The organism is Prevotella pallens ATCC 700821 (assembly GCF_000220255.1).
Classification (GTDB): Bacteria; Bacteroidota; Bacteroidia; order Bacteroidales; family Bacteroidaceae; genus Prevotella; species Prevotella pallens.
This window is the reverse complement of sequence record NZ_GL982513.1, coordinates 836,568-856,563: the sequence shown is the minus strand read 5'-3', so window position 1 is coordinate 856,563 and position 19,996 is coordinate 836,568. Positions and strand designations below refer to the sequence as shown.

Here is a 19,996-nt window from a genome sequence, read left to right as displayed (position 1 = left end):
AAAAAGCTATAAAAACAACAAAGAAAATAGAGAGAAATTAAGAAAATATCTTTATAACCAATAAACCATAGCGTTCTATTTAGTTACATAACATTATTGAAAATACGCTGCATTTATTACATAAGACAGTATGTATTTACGCATATTTCAATACATTTATAGTGCTATAAAAAATAACTATTCCGAACTATTTGGCACATTGACACCTAATTCTTTTAGAACATTGGGTGCATCTTCGTCGCCATATTCAGCTGCTTTTTTATACCAGTGTATGGCTTCGTCTATGTTCTTCTCTACACCATCGCCACGTCTATAACAATTTCCTATATAGAACATTGCCCATGGCTCACAACTATTAGCAGCTTTATAGAGCCACTCTAAGCCACGTTTCTTATCGGGTTTTTCACCGTTCCAACCTTCAAAATAAAGAATGCCAAGATAGTATTGCCCTAAAGCTGAACCTGCATAAGCAGCTTTTTGATACCAATGTAACGCACTCTGAGCATTGAATGCTACGCCCAAACCATAGGCATAGCATCTCCCCAGACCAGTATAGGCATCTATATTGCCAGCTTCGGCAGCCTTTTGATAATACTTAAAAGCGGTATCAAAATCTTCGTTATTAAACGCTTCGTCGGCATCTCCCAGCAATTTATCTGCTTCGGTTGCAGGCTTACCTACATAATTGGTATCTACTCTGTGTGGCACTTCCTCTTGTGCAACACCCACGAAAGGCAGAAACAGAGCAAAGAAGCCCAGAAGTAATCTTTTCATATAAGATAAAAGACGTTACACAAGGTGAATTGCAAGCGGTTCAACTGTGATGAGATGTCGCTTGTAAAGATCGCCAACGGCTTTCTTGTAGACTTTCTTTGACACATGAAAGAGATGTTTAATATCTTCTGCTTCGCTTTTATCGCCAAGGTTGCACACACCACCGTTGTCCTTCAAGTATTGTAGAAGCACTTCGGCAAAGTCTTTTGCATATTGCTGTCCTGTTGGTTGCAATGTGCAGTCAATCTTTCCGTCTGGTCGGACTGTGGCAATATAACCCTTTAGATGGTCGCCCGTGTGGACGTACTGGAACACTTGGTCGCCATAAACAAGTCCGGGATATTTATTGTCGATGATGACTTTGAAGCCAAGTTCGGTCTTTTGCCAAATCATCAAATCAACCTCCTCGCCTTGCTTGTACATTGGTTTCTCTTCTTCAAAATAATGCTCTACCTTCGCCGATGCCACCAAACGGTAGGTTTCTTCGTCAAGATGTACGTGTACAATATACGACTCGCCTATCTGCATACGTTTCTTCTGCTCGCGAAACGGACAGAACAAATCTTTTGTTACACCCCAATTAAGGAATGCACCATACTCGTTTACCCACGAACATTCCAAATATGCAAACTCGCCCACTACGGCAAGTGGCTGCTCGGTTGTAGCAATGGGGCGTTCTTCCTGGTCGAGATACACAAAAACACGTAAGTCGTCGCCCACCGAAACATTATTGGGAACATATTTTTGAGGCATCAATATTTCGCCTGCGCGACCACCATCGAGATACAATCCGAATGGCTCTCTATTGCCTTCGCGCAATGCAACCTTCAATACAGTAAGCGTATTGTAATCGCCTATCTTTAGTTTTGCCATTTGTTATTTCCTTTCTTACTTTATTATACTGCGCTGGATTCGCTTCCCTCTCCCACTATGCGTCCGTCTTTCAAGTGTATGGTGCGGTCGGTTAGTGTAGCCAACGTTTCATCGTGTGTTACAATAACAAAAGTCTGACCAAACTTATCGCGCAATTCGAAAAAGAGTTTGTGTAGTTCTTCTTTATTCTTTGAATCCAAACTACCCGACGGTTCGTCGGCAAGAATTACTGCAGGATTGTTCATTAGCGCCCTTGCCACTGCCACACGCTGCTTTTCGCCACCAGAAAGTTCGTTGGGTTTATGGTTTGCACGGTTGCTCAGTCCCATAAACTCCAATAGTTCTTCAGCACGATTGTGTGCTTCTTTGTTTTTCATTCCTGCAATATAAGCAGGTATCATAATGTTTTCTATTGCCGTAAACTCTGGTAAAAGCTGGTGAAACTGGAACACGAAACCAAGATGTTTGTTGCGAAACTCGCTTAGTTTATTGGTTGATAATGTACTGGTTTCAATGCCATCTACTACAACGGAGCCATTATCTGGTTTATCTAACGTACCAAGAATTTGCAGCAACGTGGTTTTGCCTGCTCCAGAAGGACCAACAATGCTCACTATCTCGCCTTTCTCAATGCGCAAGTCAATACCTTTCAGCACTTGCAGTGAACCAAAACTCTTAGTAACACCTTTTATCTCTATCATAATTCTATCTTATTTTCTTTTGCATAAACTCTCGTAGAACATCATAAGCACTACGTTCTTCGGTGTGTTGCGACTGTGCAAACGTCATACCGTCCATACGATTGCCATACTGATCGGGGAATATTATCATAAGAGTCTTACTCTTAAAGAAGCGATTTACTTCTTCTGGTATGCGTTCCATCGCATTCTTATAAGATATAGTACCCTTTCGCGCTGTGATAATTACAAACAAATGGTCGTCTTGCACCTCTGTAGCCAACTGTGGAAGTTCTTTCCAATGCTTCATTTCAACATATTCAGCCCGTACATTGGGGTGTCGATTACGAATATATACAGTAATTAGTTCGATGGTTTCTTGACGAGCATGAAAAACAACACGGCAATCGCTGTTCGATGCTAAACGTGCTATTCGTTCCAACCAACGATAAAAGCCAGGTTCAAACTCAGCCCGCGAAGGCACAACAACTTGTATTCTACGAATTGTATTCAATGGTTGCACAATACGAGCTATTGTAATTTGGCGGCTCAAACCATTGTAAAGGCTCTGTGTAAATTGTCCCCAAAATCCCTTCGATATAGCTTGTTTGGCATGTAGTCCCATTACTATCTCAGATGCTTGGAACTCTTTAAAAGCATGTTTTATACCATTTGCTATGTTGGCAGCAATACGCACCTGTGTTACCATCGGCACATTGGCAGACGCAGCTTGCTTTTGCAGATGTTCTAATAAACGTCGTCCTTCTTCTTGATTGGCTGCTGCATTCACATCGTCGTACACAACGTTTAGTCCAACAAGTTCTTTCTTAAGCTTTTCGTTACGCATCATTATGGCTAACGAAAGCAAATTCTCGGCATATTCTGGATATTTCACTGGTATAAGAATGCGTTCGTCGTTATGCGTTCGCGCCATTTCAGGTTCTTCTTTTTCGGTTAATCGAATTTTTTGAGCAGCTCTCTCTGTTACAAACGATGAGATTATGCAAGTAAAAAGTATCATAATAACGATACCATTCAGCACTTCATCGTTGAAAAGGAATTTTCCAGGAGCTACCTCAAGCTTTAATCCCACCATCACCATAGCTATTGCGCCTGCTGCATGGGCACTTGTTAAACCGAAAAGCATATCAGACATTTCTCGTTTTAAACGAAACAAGAAGCCAGCAAGATAGGCTGCAATGGCTTTTCCTGTTGTTCCAAAGAAGACAATACATAGTACAACCCAAATGATATGTGTGCCTTCAAACAACGAACGCACATTTATTAACATTCCAACACCTATTAGGAAATAAGGAATAAAGAGCGCATTGCCTGTAAACTCTATATGATTCATAAGTGGAGATAGACGTGGAATGAAGCGATTTAATATTAGCCCTGAAAAGAACGCTCCAAAAATACCTTCCAAACCTACTGCTTCTGAAAGTGCAGCAGACAGAAACAGAATGCCTAAAACAAAGAGAAACTGCATTACAGCATCGGAATAGCGACGCAGAAACCATCGTGTAAGGCGCGGAACAAAGTAAATAAGCCCTGATATATAGAGTGCAAATTTAAGCATAAACCATAGCCAGAATATGCCACCACTACCGCCTTGACACAAATTTACTATCATTGCCATAACAAGAAGCGCCAAGAACAATGCTACCATTGTGCCACCAACACTAAGCGTTGAAGCTGAATGCTGAGAAAGACCATAGCGTCCCACGATAGGATAGGCTACGAGTGTGCTTGATGACATAATACAACCAAGTAGCAAAGACGATGTTACTGAGTAGTGTAGCAAATATATTCCCATTAAGAAGGTAAGAATATAAGGTATAAAAAAGGAGAGAAAACCAAACAGCATAACACGCCATTTATTTTTCTTCAGTCCGTCCATATCCATTTCAAGACCAGCAAGAAACATAATGTAATATAAGCCTACACTTCCAAACAGTTCGAACGAAGCATCGCGTTTCAGCACATTTAATCCGTATTCGCCCACCAAAACACCAGCCAAAACCATTCCTATAATGTGAGGAATACGCAGTCTACCCATAATAATAGGCGACAATAGAATTAGCATCAATACCACAAAGAAAATCAATGTTGGATCGGTTATGGGGAAATATTGGGCTATTCTGAACATAATTGCTATTATAAATATGTGCAAAGGTAGCAAAAAGTTATGGGGTAAGTAGTGAAAGTAGAGAGTTTTTTTGTATTTTTGCAAACGCAAACAACACAAACTTATGCCTTACTGGTATATGTTTGAATAGACATTTTGTGATGTATTGCACTATTAAAATTATAAAAACAAGGATATGAAAGTAGCTATTGTTGGAGCCAGTGGAGCGGTTGGACAAGAATTTCTCCGCATATTGGCAGAAAGAAACTTCCCTATAGACGAGCTTGTGCTCTTTGGTTCAAGTCGGTCTACAGGTAGAAAGTACACATTTAAAGGTAAAGAATACGAAGTAAAACTTCTGCAACATAACGATGATTTCAAGGATATTGATATAGCTTTTGTTAGTGCAGGTGGCAGCACGTCGGCTGAATTTGCTGATACTATCACTAAGTATGGTGCTGTTATGATTGATAATTCGAGTCAATTCCGTATGGAAAAAGACGTACCATTGGTTGTTCCAGAAATAAATGCAGAAGATGCACTAACTCGTCCACGCGGTATTATTGCTAATCCTAACTGCACCACTATTATGATGGTTGTGGTTTTAAACCCCATAGAGCAGTTAAGCCACATAAAACGTGTACGCATCAGTAGCTATCAGAGTGCTTCTGGTGCTGGTGCAGCTGCTATGCAGGAACTACAACAGCAATATAAGGAGATTATTGAGACGGGCGAAGCTGAGACTATCAGCAAGTTTCCGCACCAGTTAGCCTACAATGTGATTCCGCAAATAGACAAGATGACTGAGACCGACTATACAAAAGAGGAAATGAAGATGTTCTACGAAACGCAGAAGATTATGCATTCTGATGTTCGTACCAGTGCAACATGTGTACGCGTTTCGTCGCTTCGTAGCCATTCGGAGGCAGTTTGGATTGAGACAGAGAAGCCTTTGGAGGTTGCCGAAATACGCAAAGTGCTCGAAGCCGCTCCAGGAGTTACACTCGTAGACGATCCTCAAAATTATGTTTACCCTATGCCATTGGAGAGTGCAGGCAAAGACGATGTGTATGTTGGGCGCATTCGTAAAGACCTTGCCGATGAAAATGGTACTACACTTTGGCTCACGGGCGACCAGATACGTAAGGGCGCAGCTCTCAATGCCGTACAAATTGCAGAATATTTAATAAAGGTGGGGAACGTAAAATAGTGTAATTTTGTTGTTCTCTGTATAGACTATATTTTTCGCCGAACATTATTAAAATGCGCTATGCTGCAAATAGAAAATAGAGAGTGGGATATTTCTGAGACATTATACAACCTAAAACAAATATGATAAAATTGTTTTAGATTTTGCTAAATCTCACTCTTAGAGAGAACAACTGCTATATTCCAATTATATAAAAGAGCCTGTTTCGTAATGCGAAATAGGCTTTTTTATGCATCAAAATACTATAGTTTTATAAATACTTTAGAAAAGATTGCTATTATAATAAATTCCGTCATCATATAACATCGAACAATATAAAATATTGTAAATCAACCGATTATTAGAATACTTAAATTAGAATTCCAATGAAAAAAAGAAATCATTGTATTCATTTTGATAAGCATCTTTTAGGTAGGATTATATTGAGACATTAATGTTCTTGTTGTTTATGATATCTAATTTACAACTGACAGATATCTGAGAAGAGCGTTACAGATATCTGAGAGGAATGTTACAGATATCTAAGAAAAGAGTAACTAATATTGTAGATAAAGAAAACAGCATTGCAGACTTAAAGTTTGCAATGCTGCTTATGTTGTTTGTTGTTTTCTTGCCCAATAGGTAGAGAAATGTTTTTATTTGTGTGCTTTATAATACTTTACAGCAGCTTCTACATTTAGTCTCACTGCTCTTGACGAGAATGTTGCACCACTAACACCATCTACTGTTCCCACCTTAGAAATGCGCTTGCCAGCAAACTTTGGTAACATCTTAGAATCTACTTGTTCAAAATATCGAGGTGTTTCACGATTTTTCATCGCTACAACCTTTACCACTTTATCGTTCTTAATGTACACTTCTACAGGTGTAGCCCCCTTAAAACCACTTACATTAGCAGCCAACGTAGTTGTGTTTACCACATAAGTGCCATCGCTTTGCTTGCGCATCACATTGTCGTCTTGTCCTGCTGCAAAAGCAAAACCAACTGTCATTAAAGCTGCAAGCGCTAAAATTGAAATTTGTTTCTTCATCTTTACTATTATTGTTTACTGATTACGTTAAGTATCATTATCTACTTATTTGTGTGCAAATGTAGTCCTTTTTTCATAAATGACAAAGAAGAAGAAAAGGAAAGTAGTATGAACGTGTCTGTCAGAAAGAGCAACACTATATGTTGTTACTTATCCAAAAACTTAGAGTCTACATAGTTTAAGAAGCCTTCGCGGTACATATCGCCAATAGGAACATACATACCATCGTTCATAAGAATACGATTCTTGTTTACTTCGTTTATATCTATCAAGTTAATAATCCATGAACGATGAATGCGCATAAAGCTATTATTAGCTAAATGTTTCTCCATTTTCTTCATACTCGAAAGTATCATTAATGGTTTTCTATCGCTTATAAAATGAATTTTTAGATACTCGCCCATACCTTCAACATAACGTATATCGCTGATGTTTATACGAATAATTTTATATTCATTCTTTAGAAACAGAGTGTCGTTATCTGCCAAAGAGACATTTGTTTTTGCTTGTTGCAACAACGCATACTGCCGTTTTAAACTTTTAGCTGCTGCCATTAGTTCTTCTTGGCTAAATGGTTTAAGGAGATAATCAATAGCTTCTACTTTATAACCTTCTATAGCATAGTCGCTATAAGCAGTTGTAAACACCACTAAAGGCTTTACTTCTAACGAGCGTACAAAGTCGAGTCCACTCATATCAGGCATATTAATATCTATAAATATAGCATCAACGGTTTGCCTTTCTATTTCTCTCTTTGCTTCAATAGCATTTTGGCATTCGCCAACCAGTTCTAAAAACGATATATTTTTTATATATGTAGCTAGCTGTTTCAGTGCCAAAGGCTCATCGTCTACTGCTAAAGTTCTTATTCTGTTTTCCATCTTGGAGTTGGTTTTTTGTCATTTTTCTTATTTGTTAATGATAATTCTAACCACACACTATAAGTTTTCTCACCATCGTCTATTACGAGTTTGTGTCGGTTTGGATATATCAGGTTCAATCGTTGTTGTACACTCTTCAGCCCTACTCCGCCTTTTTCGCATTCAGTTTCAGACTGTTTACTATTTATACAGCAAAACTTTATCTTGTCGTTTTCTACAGAAAGCGAAATATCTATTGTGCTTATATGCTGATAGCTTATACCATATTTAAAGGCATTTCCAACAAAACATACGAGTAGTAGTGGTGGTATTTCGCCCACTGGAAATTGCTTTGGGATATTAAGATTTATCTTTACCTTTTCTGTATAGCGCATACGCATCAACGAAATATAACTATGTATAAAGTCGCTTTCTTTCTGTAAAGGAATAAAAGTATTATTACCTTCGTAAAGAATATACCGCATCATCTTCGACATTACGATAATAGCCCACTTTGCTTTCTCAGGATCGATATCTACTAAAGCATGTATATTGTTGAGAGTATTCATAAAAAAGTGTGGGTTTATTTGATATTTCAGTGATATTAGCTGTTGTTCCAGGTTCTTTTTTTCTAAATCATATAGTTTCTTTTGGTCGTCATTATATTTAAAAAAGAGCTTTACGCCAAGATTCATTCCAAACATTAACACTAAGATTATGGTGTTTACAACTATTATTTGTGTTGTAATAGTAGTCTGATTATCTGTAATTCTGCTTTGAACATAGCCAGCCTGAACAATAGCTCTCAGACTTTCTTCCGCTGTTTGGGTATGAAAAACATATAACACAAGTACAAATATAAGTATTAGAATAATGGTCCCACACACATAGTGTATTCGTTGTTTGCGATAGATAATAAGTGGTAACAAAAAGAAATTATGCACTAAGAATGCACCAAAATATATGAAAACAACCGTCCAAACACTAAAAATATGAGTCCAACTATATGTTCTAAAGGTACTACTATCATAGAGAGACATTGCTGCTACGGGAATAAAAAAGATAAACAACCATAAAAGCGAATGAGCAACATTCTCTTTATACACTCTTGGTAGCTTTTTCCGTAACAGATTTATCATATATTCTATTTAAAGGTAGAGCATTCACATTTCAACAATGAGAACTCTTTGCAAAGATACAAAAATATTATTTCTTCACGCAAATCTCTATACGGAATATTCCTTTTATACTTTATAATTCACAGAAGCTAAAGTTTTGCTCTAAAAAGACAACTAAATAAAACCGAAAAAGATACATTTGTGCCGAAACCGCAAAGCCATTGTAAACATTGAATATACATTTTTGTCGTTTCGTTAAAACTTAAAATACATCTATATACTTGCATCGAAGGAGAGCCGGGATACGAATAAATGGTATAACATAGGGATTCCAATAAGATGAAAAACAAAAAAGATAGTGTATTACAAGAAAAATAAGCCAAATTATTTGGCTATTAATGAAAGTTAGCTTACCTTTGCACCCGCAAATGCGCTTGTGGCGGAATTGGTAGACGCGCTAGACTTAGGATCTAGTGATTTCCATCGTGCAGGTTCGATTCCTGTCAAGCGCACTCTTTCTTTATTAAGGCGTTGTTTCGCTAAAAAAGGATAACTCCACTAATTATACTTGCGTAATAAAGATTATGACTTACTCTAAAAAAAGCCTATTAACATTGGTTATGTTCTTGTTTGCTTATCCAATGATAGTATTAACTTATGCACAACATTCCGCACTTTATTATAATAGAGTTGATAGCCTAAAATTAGGCGAAAGAATAGGTTTGCGCACAAATGTTGTAGACTGGATAATGCTTACACCTAATTTTGGCATAGAATACACCTTGGGAAACAAGAACTGGAACAAATGGACGCTCGGTATTTCGGGGAGAATTAACTGGAACACACAAACAAAAGACCCTACTTATAATGTGTACGATTTATACGATGGAAAAATAGAATTGCGCAAATATTGGCATGGAAATAATCCACGCCGCGTGTTTTATTGGGGTATATATGGTGGTGCCAATAGGTTTAACATTAAGTTTACAGACTTAGGAAAGAAAGGAAATGCATTTACTGGCGGACTTATGTTTGGCACAGTTGCACAGCTATATGGCTACCAAAATGGTGCAAGTTTAGATTTCGACTTTGGTATAAACGCAGGTGTCGTATTTGCAAAATACGAAGAATATCGTCGCGATGTTATCAATAACCGGCACGTTTATACCACTGTAACGCCACAAAATGGTTACAAACTAACGTTCAATCCTTTTGTTTATGCCGCTTCAACAGATATTTTTAGAGTGGGCTTAATATATCATTTCGGAACAAAAGTAGCTAACCGATACAAGAAACGTGAGGTTGTAGACGAAAAATATCGTATAGAACAAGCAAACAAAGCCTACGCAAAAGACACACTACACATTGCTAAGGAAGCAGAAAAGAAAGCTAAGCACATAGAAAAAGCTCGCAATAAACGACTAAAAGAATACGAGAAAGCTAAGAAGCAAGCAGAAAAGGCACAACAGAAAGTGGCTAAAGATATTGAAGAACGAAAGAAAAGAACAGAGAAATGAAAAGAATAGTCGCAACATTCTTAAGTATAATGTCGGCAATTATAGCCAACAGCCAATCCATCTCTGTAAATACAGATGTGGCAATGTTGGCTCTACAAACTTACAATATAGGCGCTGAGATGACAATTGGCAATCGTTCTACATTGGGATTAAGCGTGTTTGCAAATAACAAGCCATATTGGCACACAGAAACAAAGATGGTGGGCGTACAACCAGAATATAGATACTATTTTGGAGGGCGACCTATGTATCACCACTTTATAGGCGTAAGTGCTTTAGCCGTAGACTATAATGTTAAAGTAAGAAATACACGCTACGATGGCTTTGCTGCTGGTGCAGGACTAACGTTTGGCTATGTTGCATCTATTTCTAATCGTTGGACAATTGATGCGCATGCAGGTATTGGATTGGTTTTGTTTCATCAAAAGAAAACAACAGATGGACAACCAAACTTAGAAATATCTTCTGGTGTGAGAACATCAGATGGATACACTGGATACCAAATATTACCAACAAAAATTGGCGTTACGCTTTCATACATATTAAGATAAAGAAAACAATATGAGACTGAGTATAAAACGTTGCCTGACTATTCTATATCTACTGCTTGCTTACGTAAATATAACTAATGCGCAAGTAATGCACATAACGGGTAACGTATACAAAAACATGAAATCGTTTGATGGGGGTAAAACCAATAAAGTTCCTCTCTCCGTTCCCGTTTATATATTCGACAACCGAAACGAAGCCAACAAACAGGCTGCAACATATAGAAGTAAAAGCAAAAACATTAGTCAAGAGGTTACAATTAAAAGCAATGCAACCGTAACACCCGACTACGATGGACACTTCGAAGCTGATATTTCAGCCAAAGGAGCACTAATGGTTATAAACGAAGGCGAAGTAAAGGTAGTAAATATTGGTTCTAATCTGCAATACGATATAGTTTTTACCGATGGTTCAAAAACACTCTTGCTTGCCAATACAACTGTTATAGGAAAACGCACAGGCGCAAACATCGTTGAAATGAAGCCTATTGATGATGGTCCAAACCTACATTGGAATGTTACAATAAGGCTACCAGAATGGTATACAAAAGACCATTCACGGCTCATCTTCCAACCAATGGTTATCAATTGCGAAGAAGAAGACACCATACAATATCTTGAACCACTGGTGTTCGAGGGAAAACAATATCACAAGAACCAAATTAGAAGAAAGAGTTTCGATTACAATCGTAACGATTCGCTGCATAGCTATTACATCGAAGACCAACCAACCACTAACGATGCGTTTACCTTTCATTGGGAAACAACGTATCCAAAACCTAATCCAAACAAGAGTTACAAGTGGGGCTCGGTGTTAAGACTAGAAGATTACACCCACATTTACTTTGAAGACAAATCGAAAAGCGGAACTTGCAATACACGTAAACCATGGAAGCTAATAGATGTTTCGATGGCTATGAAACAAATTAAGCTAACGCCACAGTACTATGAACAAGCCAGAGCTCAGCTTAGAGAAGTACCACGCGACCTACAATTGACATTCGTGGTTGGTAAAGATGAACTAACTTCTGATGCCTCTAATCAGCAGAATTTAGAACAGCTTGTTAAGGAACTTCGCTCTTATGGTCGTGCTTTAATGAACTTTACAGTTCAAGGAACAGCATCGCCTGAAGGCAATGTAGCATCAAATACTAAATTAGCTACTACACGTGCAAAGAAAGCACTGTCTATTATAGGCGGACAAATATCGAGTGCTGGCCTTGAAGTAAAAGAGCCTTTAGTTTATACATGGTTCGACGTTGCAGATTCGTTGAAAGCTCGTAACTTAGAAACAGAGGCTAACACATTACGCAACTACGCATTTAACAATAATATTAGTGGGTTGCGCGAAATGCAGAACCAACCTGTTATTCAGGAGATATTGCAGAATCAACGTCTAATGCGCTGTACTTATACGCTACGTCAGAATAAGGTTCTCGACCCACAAGAAGTGTTATGGACTTACTATAACGACAAAGATTACCAAAAAGGAGGCAAAAATGTATTCTCAAACGGAGATTATTATAATCTCTTTACACAAATAAAAGACTCCACAGAACTACGTAAACTAACTTATCGGGCATGGAATGAGATTAAAACACGGCGGACGATGCAATATAGCCCATTTGCTGCTTATATTGCAAACCGTGTTGCTTGCTATGCCATAGAGAGCGATTCTATAGACTTATCTATTCTTTCACCATTTATAGATATGAAGTCTGGTTTAGAAGTTTCGCGTCCAATATCTTTCGATAACGAGTATCATTACATCGTAAACAGACGAGAGCTTGTAGCCAACCAAGCTATAATGTATTTCAAAGCTATGAAACTTGGTGAAGCTTATCACCTTGCGAATAAACTTCCAGATACCGATGAGTATAAGAATATAAAGATGTTTACTGACTTAGAAACTCTTTTCTTCAAGCAAAACAAGACTGCTGATGAAGCTCGTCGTGCCAAAGATGCATTGGATTACGTTATGAAAACAAATGCAGAGAATTATGCGATACTAAACTTTGAACTAGCTTCTGAATTAGGAAAAACGTACGAAGAGCTTGAACCACTTATAGATTCGCTGCCCGATAATAACGCGAAGAAATGGTATATGAAAGGGGTTATTGAAGCAGGAAAGCCAGAAATAAGCGATGATGATTTTATGGAACTCACCGCAAAATATGGTCCTGATGTAGCATTGCGAATGACCGACAACACTATACCTTCATTCTTAGCCTACTTTCAGCATTGTTTCGATATGCGTCCACAATACAAAGGCTTATATAATTCTGATGCAAATATTCCTGATGATGTGCGCAAAAGAAACCCTTACGATGAAAAGAAGGCAGAGTTATACAGACAAAAGTTTACTGATTTGATGATTGCTGCTGGTAAAATTAAGGCACCAGAACAAGAAGAAGAGTCAAACGACAATAAAGAAACAACGGAAGAGAACAATAATAATGGCACGCCAACAACCACTTTACCTGTAGAGGAGATTAAAAAATGAATAGAATAGTACCTTTGGTAATGGCATTTTTTGCTATTATAACCCTTCAAGCACAAACTCCAATAAGCCAACCTACCGACACTGTTGTAAGGGATTTGAGCGAGTTAGAACAGAAAATGCAAGCAGAAGATATTACGGTAAAAATTGATACAGCTTATTATGGAACACCAAAACAAAGAAACTTCAATGCATTAGACTACAGTTTAGACAACCGACACCGCTATCAAGGCGACAAATGGACAAAGGGTGGCTTCGGTAAACATACATTCTTAGACTTAGGAGCTGGTGCCGTATTCTATCAGCATAATAACGATTATCAATTAACAACGCAAGCTGGTATTCATCTCCGAATAGGAAAAGAACTTAGTCCGATGAGTTCTTTCCGTCTGGGAATAGGCGGAGAGCTTGGTTACATTAGTGGCGAAGCTAACGTAAATTGGACGATGCGCGCCAATGCCGACTATCTTTTCAACTTCTCAAACTATCTTTTGGGTTATCGTCCTGACCGTCCATTAAGCGTATCGGGCATACTTGGTTTAGGTTTTCAACACTCGCACTTAACAAAATATAATGGTTCTGCTGTTGCGAGAACTATGAAAGATAAAGCAACCTCTTACAATATACATACTGGTTTACAGTTTAAATTCCTTGCCGGAACACATGCTGCACTTGCTATAGAGCCGTATATTATGGCTGGTACAGAGGGAATGGACTTAGATAAAGCCTCTAAATTTAACCACTTCAGCATTGGTTATGGTGTAAATCTATCGTATATTTGGTACTTCTACAACAATATGTCTGCACAAAAAGATGCGGGCGACTTCCAAAAATATTTTACCGATGATAAGCGATTGTTCCTCGAAGACCCTGCTAGACTACACTGGCGACGTCCTTGGTTCTTCGAATACAGCATAGGTCCATCGTATTATTATTCTACAAACTTAAAGGTTGGAAAAACCATTGGTTATAGTGTTAGTGCTAATATTGGTCAATGGATGTCGTCGGCTATTGGTTTACGAGCAGGCATTAACCTAACGAATGCTGCATGGACAAAGGCAAGCGAAACCACATCGCTACTTGGAAAGTCGGGCGTTTCGCTCGATGCTATGCTCAATCCGTTCGGTTTTACACGTCATTACAACTGGGATAGCCCGGTGGGACTGAATCTTTACGGTGGTTACGAATTAGGACAGCTCCAATTAGTACACACTAATATAAATGATAAAACGAGTGGACGATACGCTGGATACCGATTAGGTGCACAATTCTGGGCTAAAATTACAAACGATTTGCGCCTAACTTTTGAGCCAAATTACATTCTAATAGAACACTTCGATCGTCCAGATGGACGTATGAAATATAGTCAGACTGACTTTAAATTGGGTTTAGCTGTACTATTCCGCAATAAATTGCAACGTAACTACGATGTTAATAATGCAAAGAATGACCTTCCAGAGAGTGGCTTCTTTATGGGGGGAGGATTTGGTTGGAACACTACCATTAACAAATGGAGATATACAGGCAAGTCGCGCGGACTGCTTTTAAACTTCAATGGCTTTATTGGCTATAACTTTAATATGTATAGCGGAGCAAAACTTATGGTAGATTATGTTGCGAATCCCATCTGGCAAAAGAATGGCAGCGGCAACTTCTATAAGTTTACTTATAAAAACACATTCATATCTGCCGACTATCAGTTCAATGTACTCAACGCTATGACGGGATATCGTCCTGGAAGAAGATGGAATGTAGAACTTTATGGTGGCCCATCTCTGGTGCTAAGCAAATATGGTAAAAAAGCAGATGTTGGTGCTAACTTTGGTGGAATGCTCTCATATCGTGTTCTCCCCTATCTATCCTTGTTTTATAGCCACACTGTTTATTGGATGCCAAGCAGCCATTATGACTCTGACCAGATATACACAACTCCTGGAGCCATATCGAATGTACTTACAGTGGGAGCTAAATATCATCTCGACGGATTTATTAAAACCATTAAGAACCTGCCGTGGAAAACAGCACCATCGTCGGGTTTACATCGCTTCTTTCTTGATTACGGATATGGGTATGCCAACTATCCTATGCTACCAAGTAAGGGAAAAGACTCGTGGGGAACATCAATGCAACTATCTTTAGGCTGGTGGGCAAACTCTTTCTTAGGAGCACGTGTTGGTTTGAATATGGCAAAAGGTGTGGATATGACCACTACACACACTACGAATGGACAAACAGAAGACATTCACCATGCTATTGGCTTAGGTACAATTGCTGGCGATGTGATCATTAATCCGATGGGATTAAGCAAAAACTACAACCAGCACTCTCTGGTTGGAGCAAATATTCTCTTAGGTTACCAAAACGGTTGGCTTGTTATGAACGATGCTGAGCATACTATTAAGGGTTCAAGAATTACGGTAGACGGCTTCCGCGTGGGACTACAGCTATGGACACGACTTAGTAGAGACTTGCGTCTAAACATTGAACCAATGTATTCTTCGCTCAATGCACACGACAATATCTATATTAACGCAGCAGGAAACACTCTATATAGAACAAGAGAAATGGGCAGCACACCACTTAAGTTGGGCAATTCGTTCTCTGTTCGTGTAGGTTTAACTGTGCCTTTCAACCGTATTGCGCGCTACGAAGATGCAGATATGACATCGTTTGCGTCTAAAAAACCAATGCGCTTTTTCGCCGCTCTGGGTGGTGGTTGGAATATTCTACTCACAAAACACCGGTTTAAAGATAGCGGTGCAAAAATTAACCTATCGGCTTTTGGAGGCTACAAACTGAATGAGGTTTCGGCTGTCCGACTTGGATTAGAATACATGATGGACAATGTTAAGTATGCCTACATTGAAAACAATATAGCAAGCTTCAACGAAGATAAGCGAAACATTCTATTTGTTTCGGCAGATTTCCAACTCGATTTACTCGCTTATTTCCGTGGATACAGACCTAACCGTGCATGGAACGTTGCGCTATATGCAGGTCCTGCTATTGGTATTCAAACCAACAAAGAGCACTCTAAAGATGGCGCCATAAATATGGGAATGACGGTTAGTCACCAGATTGCAAAGAATTTTTCTGCATTCTATAATCACAACATCTACTTAATGGGCTTCTTAGGTCGCGACAGTTTGCTACCAGGAACTAATCTCTTAGGAAAGATTACTGCTTTAAATTGCATAGACTTTGGAGTAATGTACAACTGGTAAGCTCCATTAAGAAAAGTAGAATACAAAAAAGAAAGACATAATAGGCTGAAGGGACAGGCAACCAACATATAATTGTATGCCTCGCCATTCAGCCTTTTTTTCATTCAAATAGGCTATTAGAATCTTGATTTATTTTGTTTTTCTGTCGAGCAGATTAATTGACTTTATAACGAAGGCATAATGAGTTGCAACAAGTTAGATATACTCAACAGAATAGAGATGAAGACTTTTTAGAAAAGAAAACAATTGTGATAAAAGCCACAACTATATAACAATACACAAAACAACATATTACTGTTCAACAACTTAGAAGAATATCCAAAGCAAAATACCACAGAAAAAACAAATTCATACTACTCATCTGAATAAACATATTTTAGGTAGTATAATATAGCATTATAAAAGACATAGTTTTTTATGATATCTAAAACGTAACTGACAGATATCTGAGACGAACGTGACAGATATCTGAGACAAGCGTTAGAGATATCTGAGACAAGCGTTAGAGATATCTGAGACAAGCGTTAGAGATATCTAAAACAAAAAGAACTAAAATGTGGCTGATTTTTCTTACTATCTAAAATGTTCTATTTTATTTTTCAAAACCAGTAGACACAGCTTATAAAGTCTCCACCAATTTACTACGGAATCAAGTTAGAAAGGCTAACAAGATGCCAAGCAGACAACAAAAGATGGCAAGAAGTAATAGTATAAACAAAATACGACGATGCTACGGTAGAATAATCAAATTGTTTTTTAAACATTATCTCTCACTACTCGTTTGCATCGGCTATAAAACTCCTACGCAAGAAGTACATATAAATATCCATAATCAATAAAAACGCATATTCTTAATAATGTTAGCCATATAAACCAAACATACAGAATATGCGAAGAAAAAAGCAATGAAATATGGATAAAAGCAGAGTGCTTTATTTTTTCTTTCCGGTCTCTACCTGCTTTACTTTCTTAAACAAATCAGATGCAAATACAAGGTCGTTTAGTTTCTGATTATTGCTCGACATCACCGTGTCTTTGTTCCCTTGCCACTCTACTTTACCATCTGCAATAAACACAATGTGTTCACCAATTCCCATAACAGAGTTCATATCGTGCGTATTAATAATAGTGGTAATATCAAATTCTTTCGTAATGTCCGACAATAGTTGGTCGATAACCAACGATGTTTTAGGATCAAGACCAGAGTTCGGCTCATCGCAAAACAAATATTTAGGATTCATTACTATAGCACGCGCTATAGCCACACGCTTCTGCATACCGCCCGATATTTCTTCAGGATATTTGTTTTCTGCTCCCATTAGGTTCACACGTTCTATACATTTTTGCGCCTGTGCATCGCGCTCCGCTGGTGTCATATTAGAAAACATATCAAGAGGAAAACGAACATTTTCGAAAACAGTGAGCGAATCGAACAAAGCAGAGCCTTGGAAAATCATTCCCATCTCTCTGCGCATTCTAATCTTCTCTTTTTTATTCATCGCTACAAAGTTGCGATGGTCGTAAAGTACTTCTCCACTTGTAGGCTCTAACAATCCCACAAGACACTGCAGTAACACTGTTTTTCCTGCTCCACTCTGTCCAATAATCAAGTTAGTTTTACCATCTTCAAACACTGTATTTATGTCGTGAAGCACTTTTTTATCGCCAAACGATTTATATAAGTTTTTAACTTCTATCATATTTGTAAGCCTATTACGAAATAAACAATTAGCTAAGAAGCTGGGTTAAAAATACATCGCTAAATAGAATGAGCACACTGGAACTAACCACGGCATTGGTAGAAGACTTGCCTACCTCTACCGAACCACCCTTCACTGTGTAGCCAAAAAATGATGAGACACTTGCAATGATGAAAGCAAAGAAGAGACTTTTGGTTATACTCATATACATAAACCATGGATTAAAGTCGTGCTGCAATCCCGAAGTTAAATCTACAGGAGTTATAATATGCGCAAAGAAAGCAGTTGCGTAGGCTCCCACAATACCCATTGCAGCAGAAAAAATAACTAAGAAAGGCATTATGGTAATGAGTCCTACTATCTTAGGCAATATTAAATAGCTTGCCGAGTTTATACCCATAATCTCTAAAGCATCTATTTGTTGTGTAACACGCATAGTTCCTAACTCTGAGGCAATGTTCGAACCAACTTTTCCTGCAAGAATAAGACACATAATACTCGAAGAGAATTCGAGCAACATAATCTCACGCGTAACATAACCCGATACCCAAAGTGGCATCCACGGACTTTGAACATTTAATTTTATCTGTATGCAAATAACAGCTCCGATAAAGAAAGATATAAGCAAAACAATACCAATAGAATCGACACCGAGTTGCGACATCTCTTTTACATAGCGTTTAAAAAACATGCGGAAACGTTCAGGACGACTGAATGCGCGTCCCATCAGGAGCAGGTATCTACCAAGAATTGTAAGCCAATTAAATATAAGCATAGTTTGTATGTTTATTGTATGCGAGTGCAAAAGTAACCAAAATCCGCTAAAAAACTGCAATATAAGTCATTGTTTTAAGCAATATCAATGATATTAGCATTTATTTTACTACTTTTGCAACATAGAAACGAAATTAGAAATGCTCGACACAGAAAACATAATCATTGAACCCGAGAGCGAAAGAAACAGTGTTCTTCGTACCGAAGGACTTGTTAAACGATACGGAAAACGTACTGTGGCAAACGGAGTAAGTATCAATGTGCGACAAGGAGAAATTGTTGGACTGTTAGGACCAAATGGTGCTGGCAAAACAACATCGTTCTATATGACAACCGGTTTGGTGGTTCCAAACGAAGGACACGTTTACATTGACGACCTAGAAATAACAAAATATCCTGTTTATAAACGTGCTAAAGCAGGTATTGGCTATCTGCCACAAGAGGCAAGTGTTTTTAGGAAAATGAGTGTTGAAGATAACATTATGTGTGTGTTGGAGATGACAAAACTCACCAAACAGCAGCGCATAGAGAAAATGGAAAGCCTTATTAAAGAGTTTCGCTTAGAAAAGGTACGAAAGAATCTTGGCGACCGTCTTTCGGGAGGAGAACGACGCAGATGCGAAATTGCACGTTGCTTAGCAATAGATCCAAAGTTCATAATGCTCGACGAACCATTTGCAGGTGTAGACCCAATTGCAGTGGAGGATATTCAACACATTGTTTGGCGATTAAAATTCCGCAATATCGGTATTCTCATTACTGACCATAATGTGCACGAAACTCTAAACATTACCGACCGTGCCTATTTGCTATTTGAAGGACAAATACTTTTTAAAGGTACGCCAGAAGAATTGGCTGCTAACAAAATCGTGAAAGAAAAGTATCTTGGTACTGATTTCGTTCTGCAAAAGAAAGATTTCCAATTGTTAGACGAACGCAAACGTGCAAAAGAGGCAGAAGAAGAACTAAACAGAGAGTAAAGTCTATTACCTTTATATAAAACATAAGTGCTACAAATTTATACTATACCATAAATAACACTAACACAACTTAGAACAAATC

The 19,996-nt window shown here is 38.2% G+C and carries 15 protein-coding genes and 1 tRNA gene; 7 read left to right on the top strand and 9 right to left on the bottom strand.

The window, feature by feature from the left end; translation table 11 throughout:
• Positions 1-177: 177 nt before the first annotated feature.
• From HMPREF9144_RS03180 to HMPREF9144_RS03165, 4 genes are read right to left on the bottom strand one after another with little or no spacing between them, the layout of a single operon-like run.
• On the bottom strand, positions 178-774 hold the full coding sequence (locus HMPREF9144_RS03180; RefSeq protein ID WP_006044418.1) for a tetratricopeptide repeat protein: 597 nt from the start codon (positions 772-774) through the stop codon (positions 178-180).
• Positions 775-789: 15 nt separating this feature from the next.
• Positions 790-1,647, bottom strand: a complete 858-nt coding sequence (locus HMPREF9144_RS03175; protein WP_006044417.1) for a CvfB family protein — start codon at positions 1,645-1,647, stop codon at positions 790-792.
• Between the two features lie 23 nt (positions 1,648-1,670).
• Positions 1,671-2,348 carry an ABC transporter ATP-binding protein gene (locus tag HMPREF9144_RS03170; RefSeq protein WP_006044416.1) on the bottom strand — a complete coding sequence of 226 codons (678 nt, stop codon included), beginning with the start codon at positions 2,346-2,348 and terminating at the stop codon, positions 1,671-1,673.
• Positions 2,349-2,352: 4 nt separating this feature from the next.
• Positions 2,353-4,473 carry a cation:proton antiporter gene (locus tag HMPREF9144_RS03165; protein ID WP_006044415.1) on the bottom strand — a complete coding sequence of 707 codons (2,121 nt, stop codon included), beginning with the start codon at positions 4,471-4,473 and terminating at the stop codon, positions 2,353-2,355.
• A gap of 175 nt (positions 4,474-4,648) precedes the next feature.
• Between HMPREF9144_RS03165 and HMPREF9144_RS03160 the strand changes: the two genes are divergently transcribed.
• The gene (locus HMPREF9144_RS03160) at positions 4,649-5,662 is read left to right on the top strand and encodes an aspartate-semialdehyde dehydrogenase (RefSeq protein ID WP_006044414.1); all 1,014 of its coding nucleotides are present in this window, start codon (positions 4,649-4,651) and stop codon (positions 5,660-5,662) included.
• 635 nt (positions 5,663-6,297) lie between these two features.
• On the opposite strand, the gene HMPREF9144_RS03155 is transcribed toward HMPREF9144_RS03160, so the two are convergent.
• The 3 genes from HMPREF9144_RS03155 to HMPREF9144_RS03145 form a co-directional block, all read right to left on the bottom strand.
• On the bottom strand, positions 6,298-6,693 hold the full coding sequence (locus HMPREF9144_RS03155; RefSeq protein ID WP_006044413.1) for an FMN-binding protein: 396 nt from the start codon (positions 6,691-6,693) through the stop codon (positions 6,298-6,300).
• Positions 6,694-6,839: 146 nt separating this feature from the next.
• Complete coding sequence (locus tag HMPREF9144_RS03150; RefSeq protein WP_006044412.1) at positions 6,840-7,574, bottom strand: LytR/AlgR family response regulator transcription factor; 735 nt, start codon at positions 7,572-7,574, stop codon at positions 6,840-6,842.
• The gene (locus HMPREF9144_RS03145; protein WP_006044411.1) at positions 7,559-8,659 is read right to left on the bottom strand and encodes a sensor histidine kinase; all 1,101 of its coding nucleotides are present in this window, start codon (positions 8,657-8,659) and stop codon (positions 7,559-7,561) included. The genes HMPREF9144_RS03150 and HMPREF9144_RS03145 overlap by 16 nt, the downstream gene beginning before the upstream one ends.
• A 442-nt stretch (positions 8,660-9,101) precedes the next feature.
• On the opposite strand from HMPREF9144_RS03145, the gene HMPREF9144_RS03140 reads away from it, so the two are divergent.
• The 5 genes from HMPREF9144_RS03140 to HMPREF9144_RS03120 all read left to right on the top strand — a co-directional run bounded on the left by HMPREF9144_RS03140 (position 9,102) and on the right by HMPREF9144_RS03120 (position 16,460).
• Positions 9,102-9,183 (top strand) — tRNA-Leu (locus HMPREF9144_RS03140).
• 72 nt (positions 9,184-9,255) lie between these two features.
• Entirely contained in the window at positions 9,256-10,188 is a 933-nt protein-coding gene (locus tag HMPREF9144_RS03135) for a DUF3575 domain-containing protein (RefSeq protein ID WP_006044410.1), read from the top strand.
• A complete protein-coding gene (locus HMPREF9144_RS03130; RefSeq protein ID WP_006044409.1) occupies positions 10,185-10,739 on the top strand; it encodes a DUF3575 domain-containing protein in 555 nt (184 codons plus the stop codon). Before HMPREF9144_RS03135 ends, HMPREF9144_RS03130 begins: the two co-directional genes overlap by 4 nt.
• 10 nt (positions 10,740-10,749) lie before the next feature.
• Positions 10,750-13,239: an OmpA family protein gene (locus tag HMPREF9144_RS03125; protein ID WP_006044408.1), complete on the top strand. Its 2,490-nt coding sequence runs from the start codon at positions 10,750-10,752 to the stop codon at positions 13,237-13,239.
• The gene (locus HMPREF9144_RS03120; protein WP_006044407.1) at positions 13,236-16,460 is read left to right on the top strand and encodes a hypothetical protein; all 3,225 of its coding nucleotides are present in this window, start codon (positions 13,236-13,238) and stop codon (positions 16,458-16,460) included. Before HMPREF9144_RS03125 ends, HMPREF9144_RS03120 begins: the two co-directional genes overlap by 4 nt.
• 932 nt (positions 16,461-17,392) lie before the next feature.
• Here the strand turns inward: HMPREF9144_RS03120 and HMPREF9144_RS03115 are convergent.
• Both HMPREF9144_RS03115 and HMPREF9144_RS03110 read right to left on the bottom strand, forming a co-directional pair.
• Entirely contained in the window at positions 17,393-18,160 is a 768-nt protein-coding gene (locus HMPREF9144_RS03115) for an ABC transporter ATP-binding protein (RefSeq protein ID WP_006044405.1), read from the bottom strand.
• Positions 18,161-18,188: 28 nt separating this feature from the next.
• On the bottom strand, positions 18,189-18,935 hold the full coding sequence (locus tag HMPREF9144_RS03110) for an MlaE family ABC transporter permease (protein WP_006044404.1): 747 nt from the start codon (positions 18,933-18,935) through the stop codon (positions 18,189-18,191).
• A gap of 139 nt (positions 18,936-19,074) precedes the next feature.
• Here HMPREF9144_RS03110 and lptB point away from each other — a divergent pair, with 139 nt between their 5' ends.
• The gene (lptB, locus tag HMPREF9144_RS03105) at positions 19,075-19,914 is read left to right on the top strand and encodes an LPS export ABC transporter ATP-binding protein (RefSeq protein WP_006044403.1); all 840 of its coding nucleotides are present in this window, start codon (positions 19,075-19,077) and stop codon (positions 19,912-19,914) included.
• The last annotated feature ends 82 nt before the right edge of the window (positions 19,915-19,996 follow it).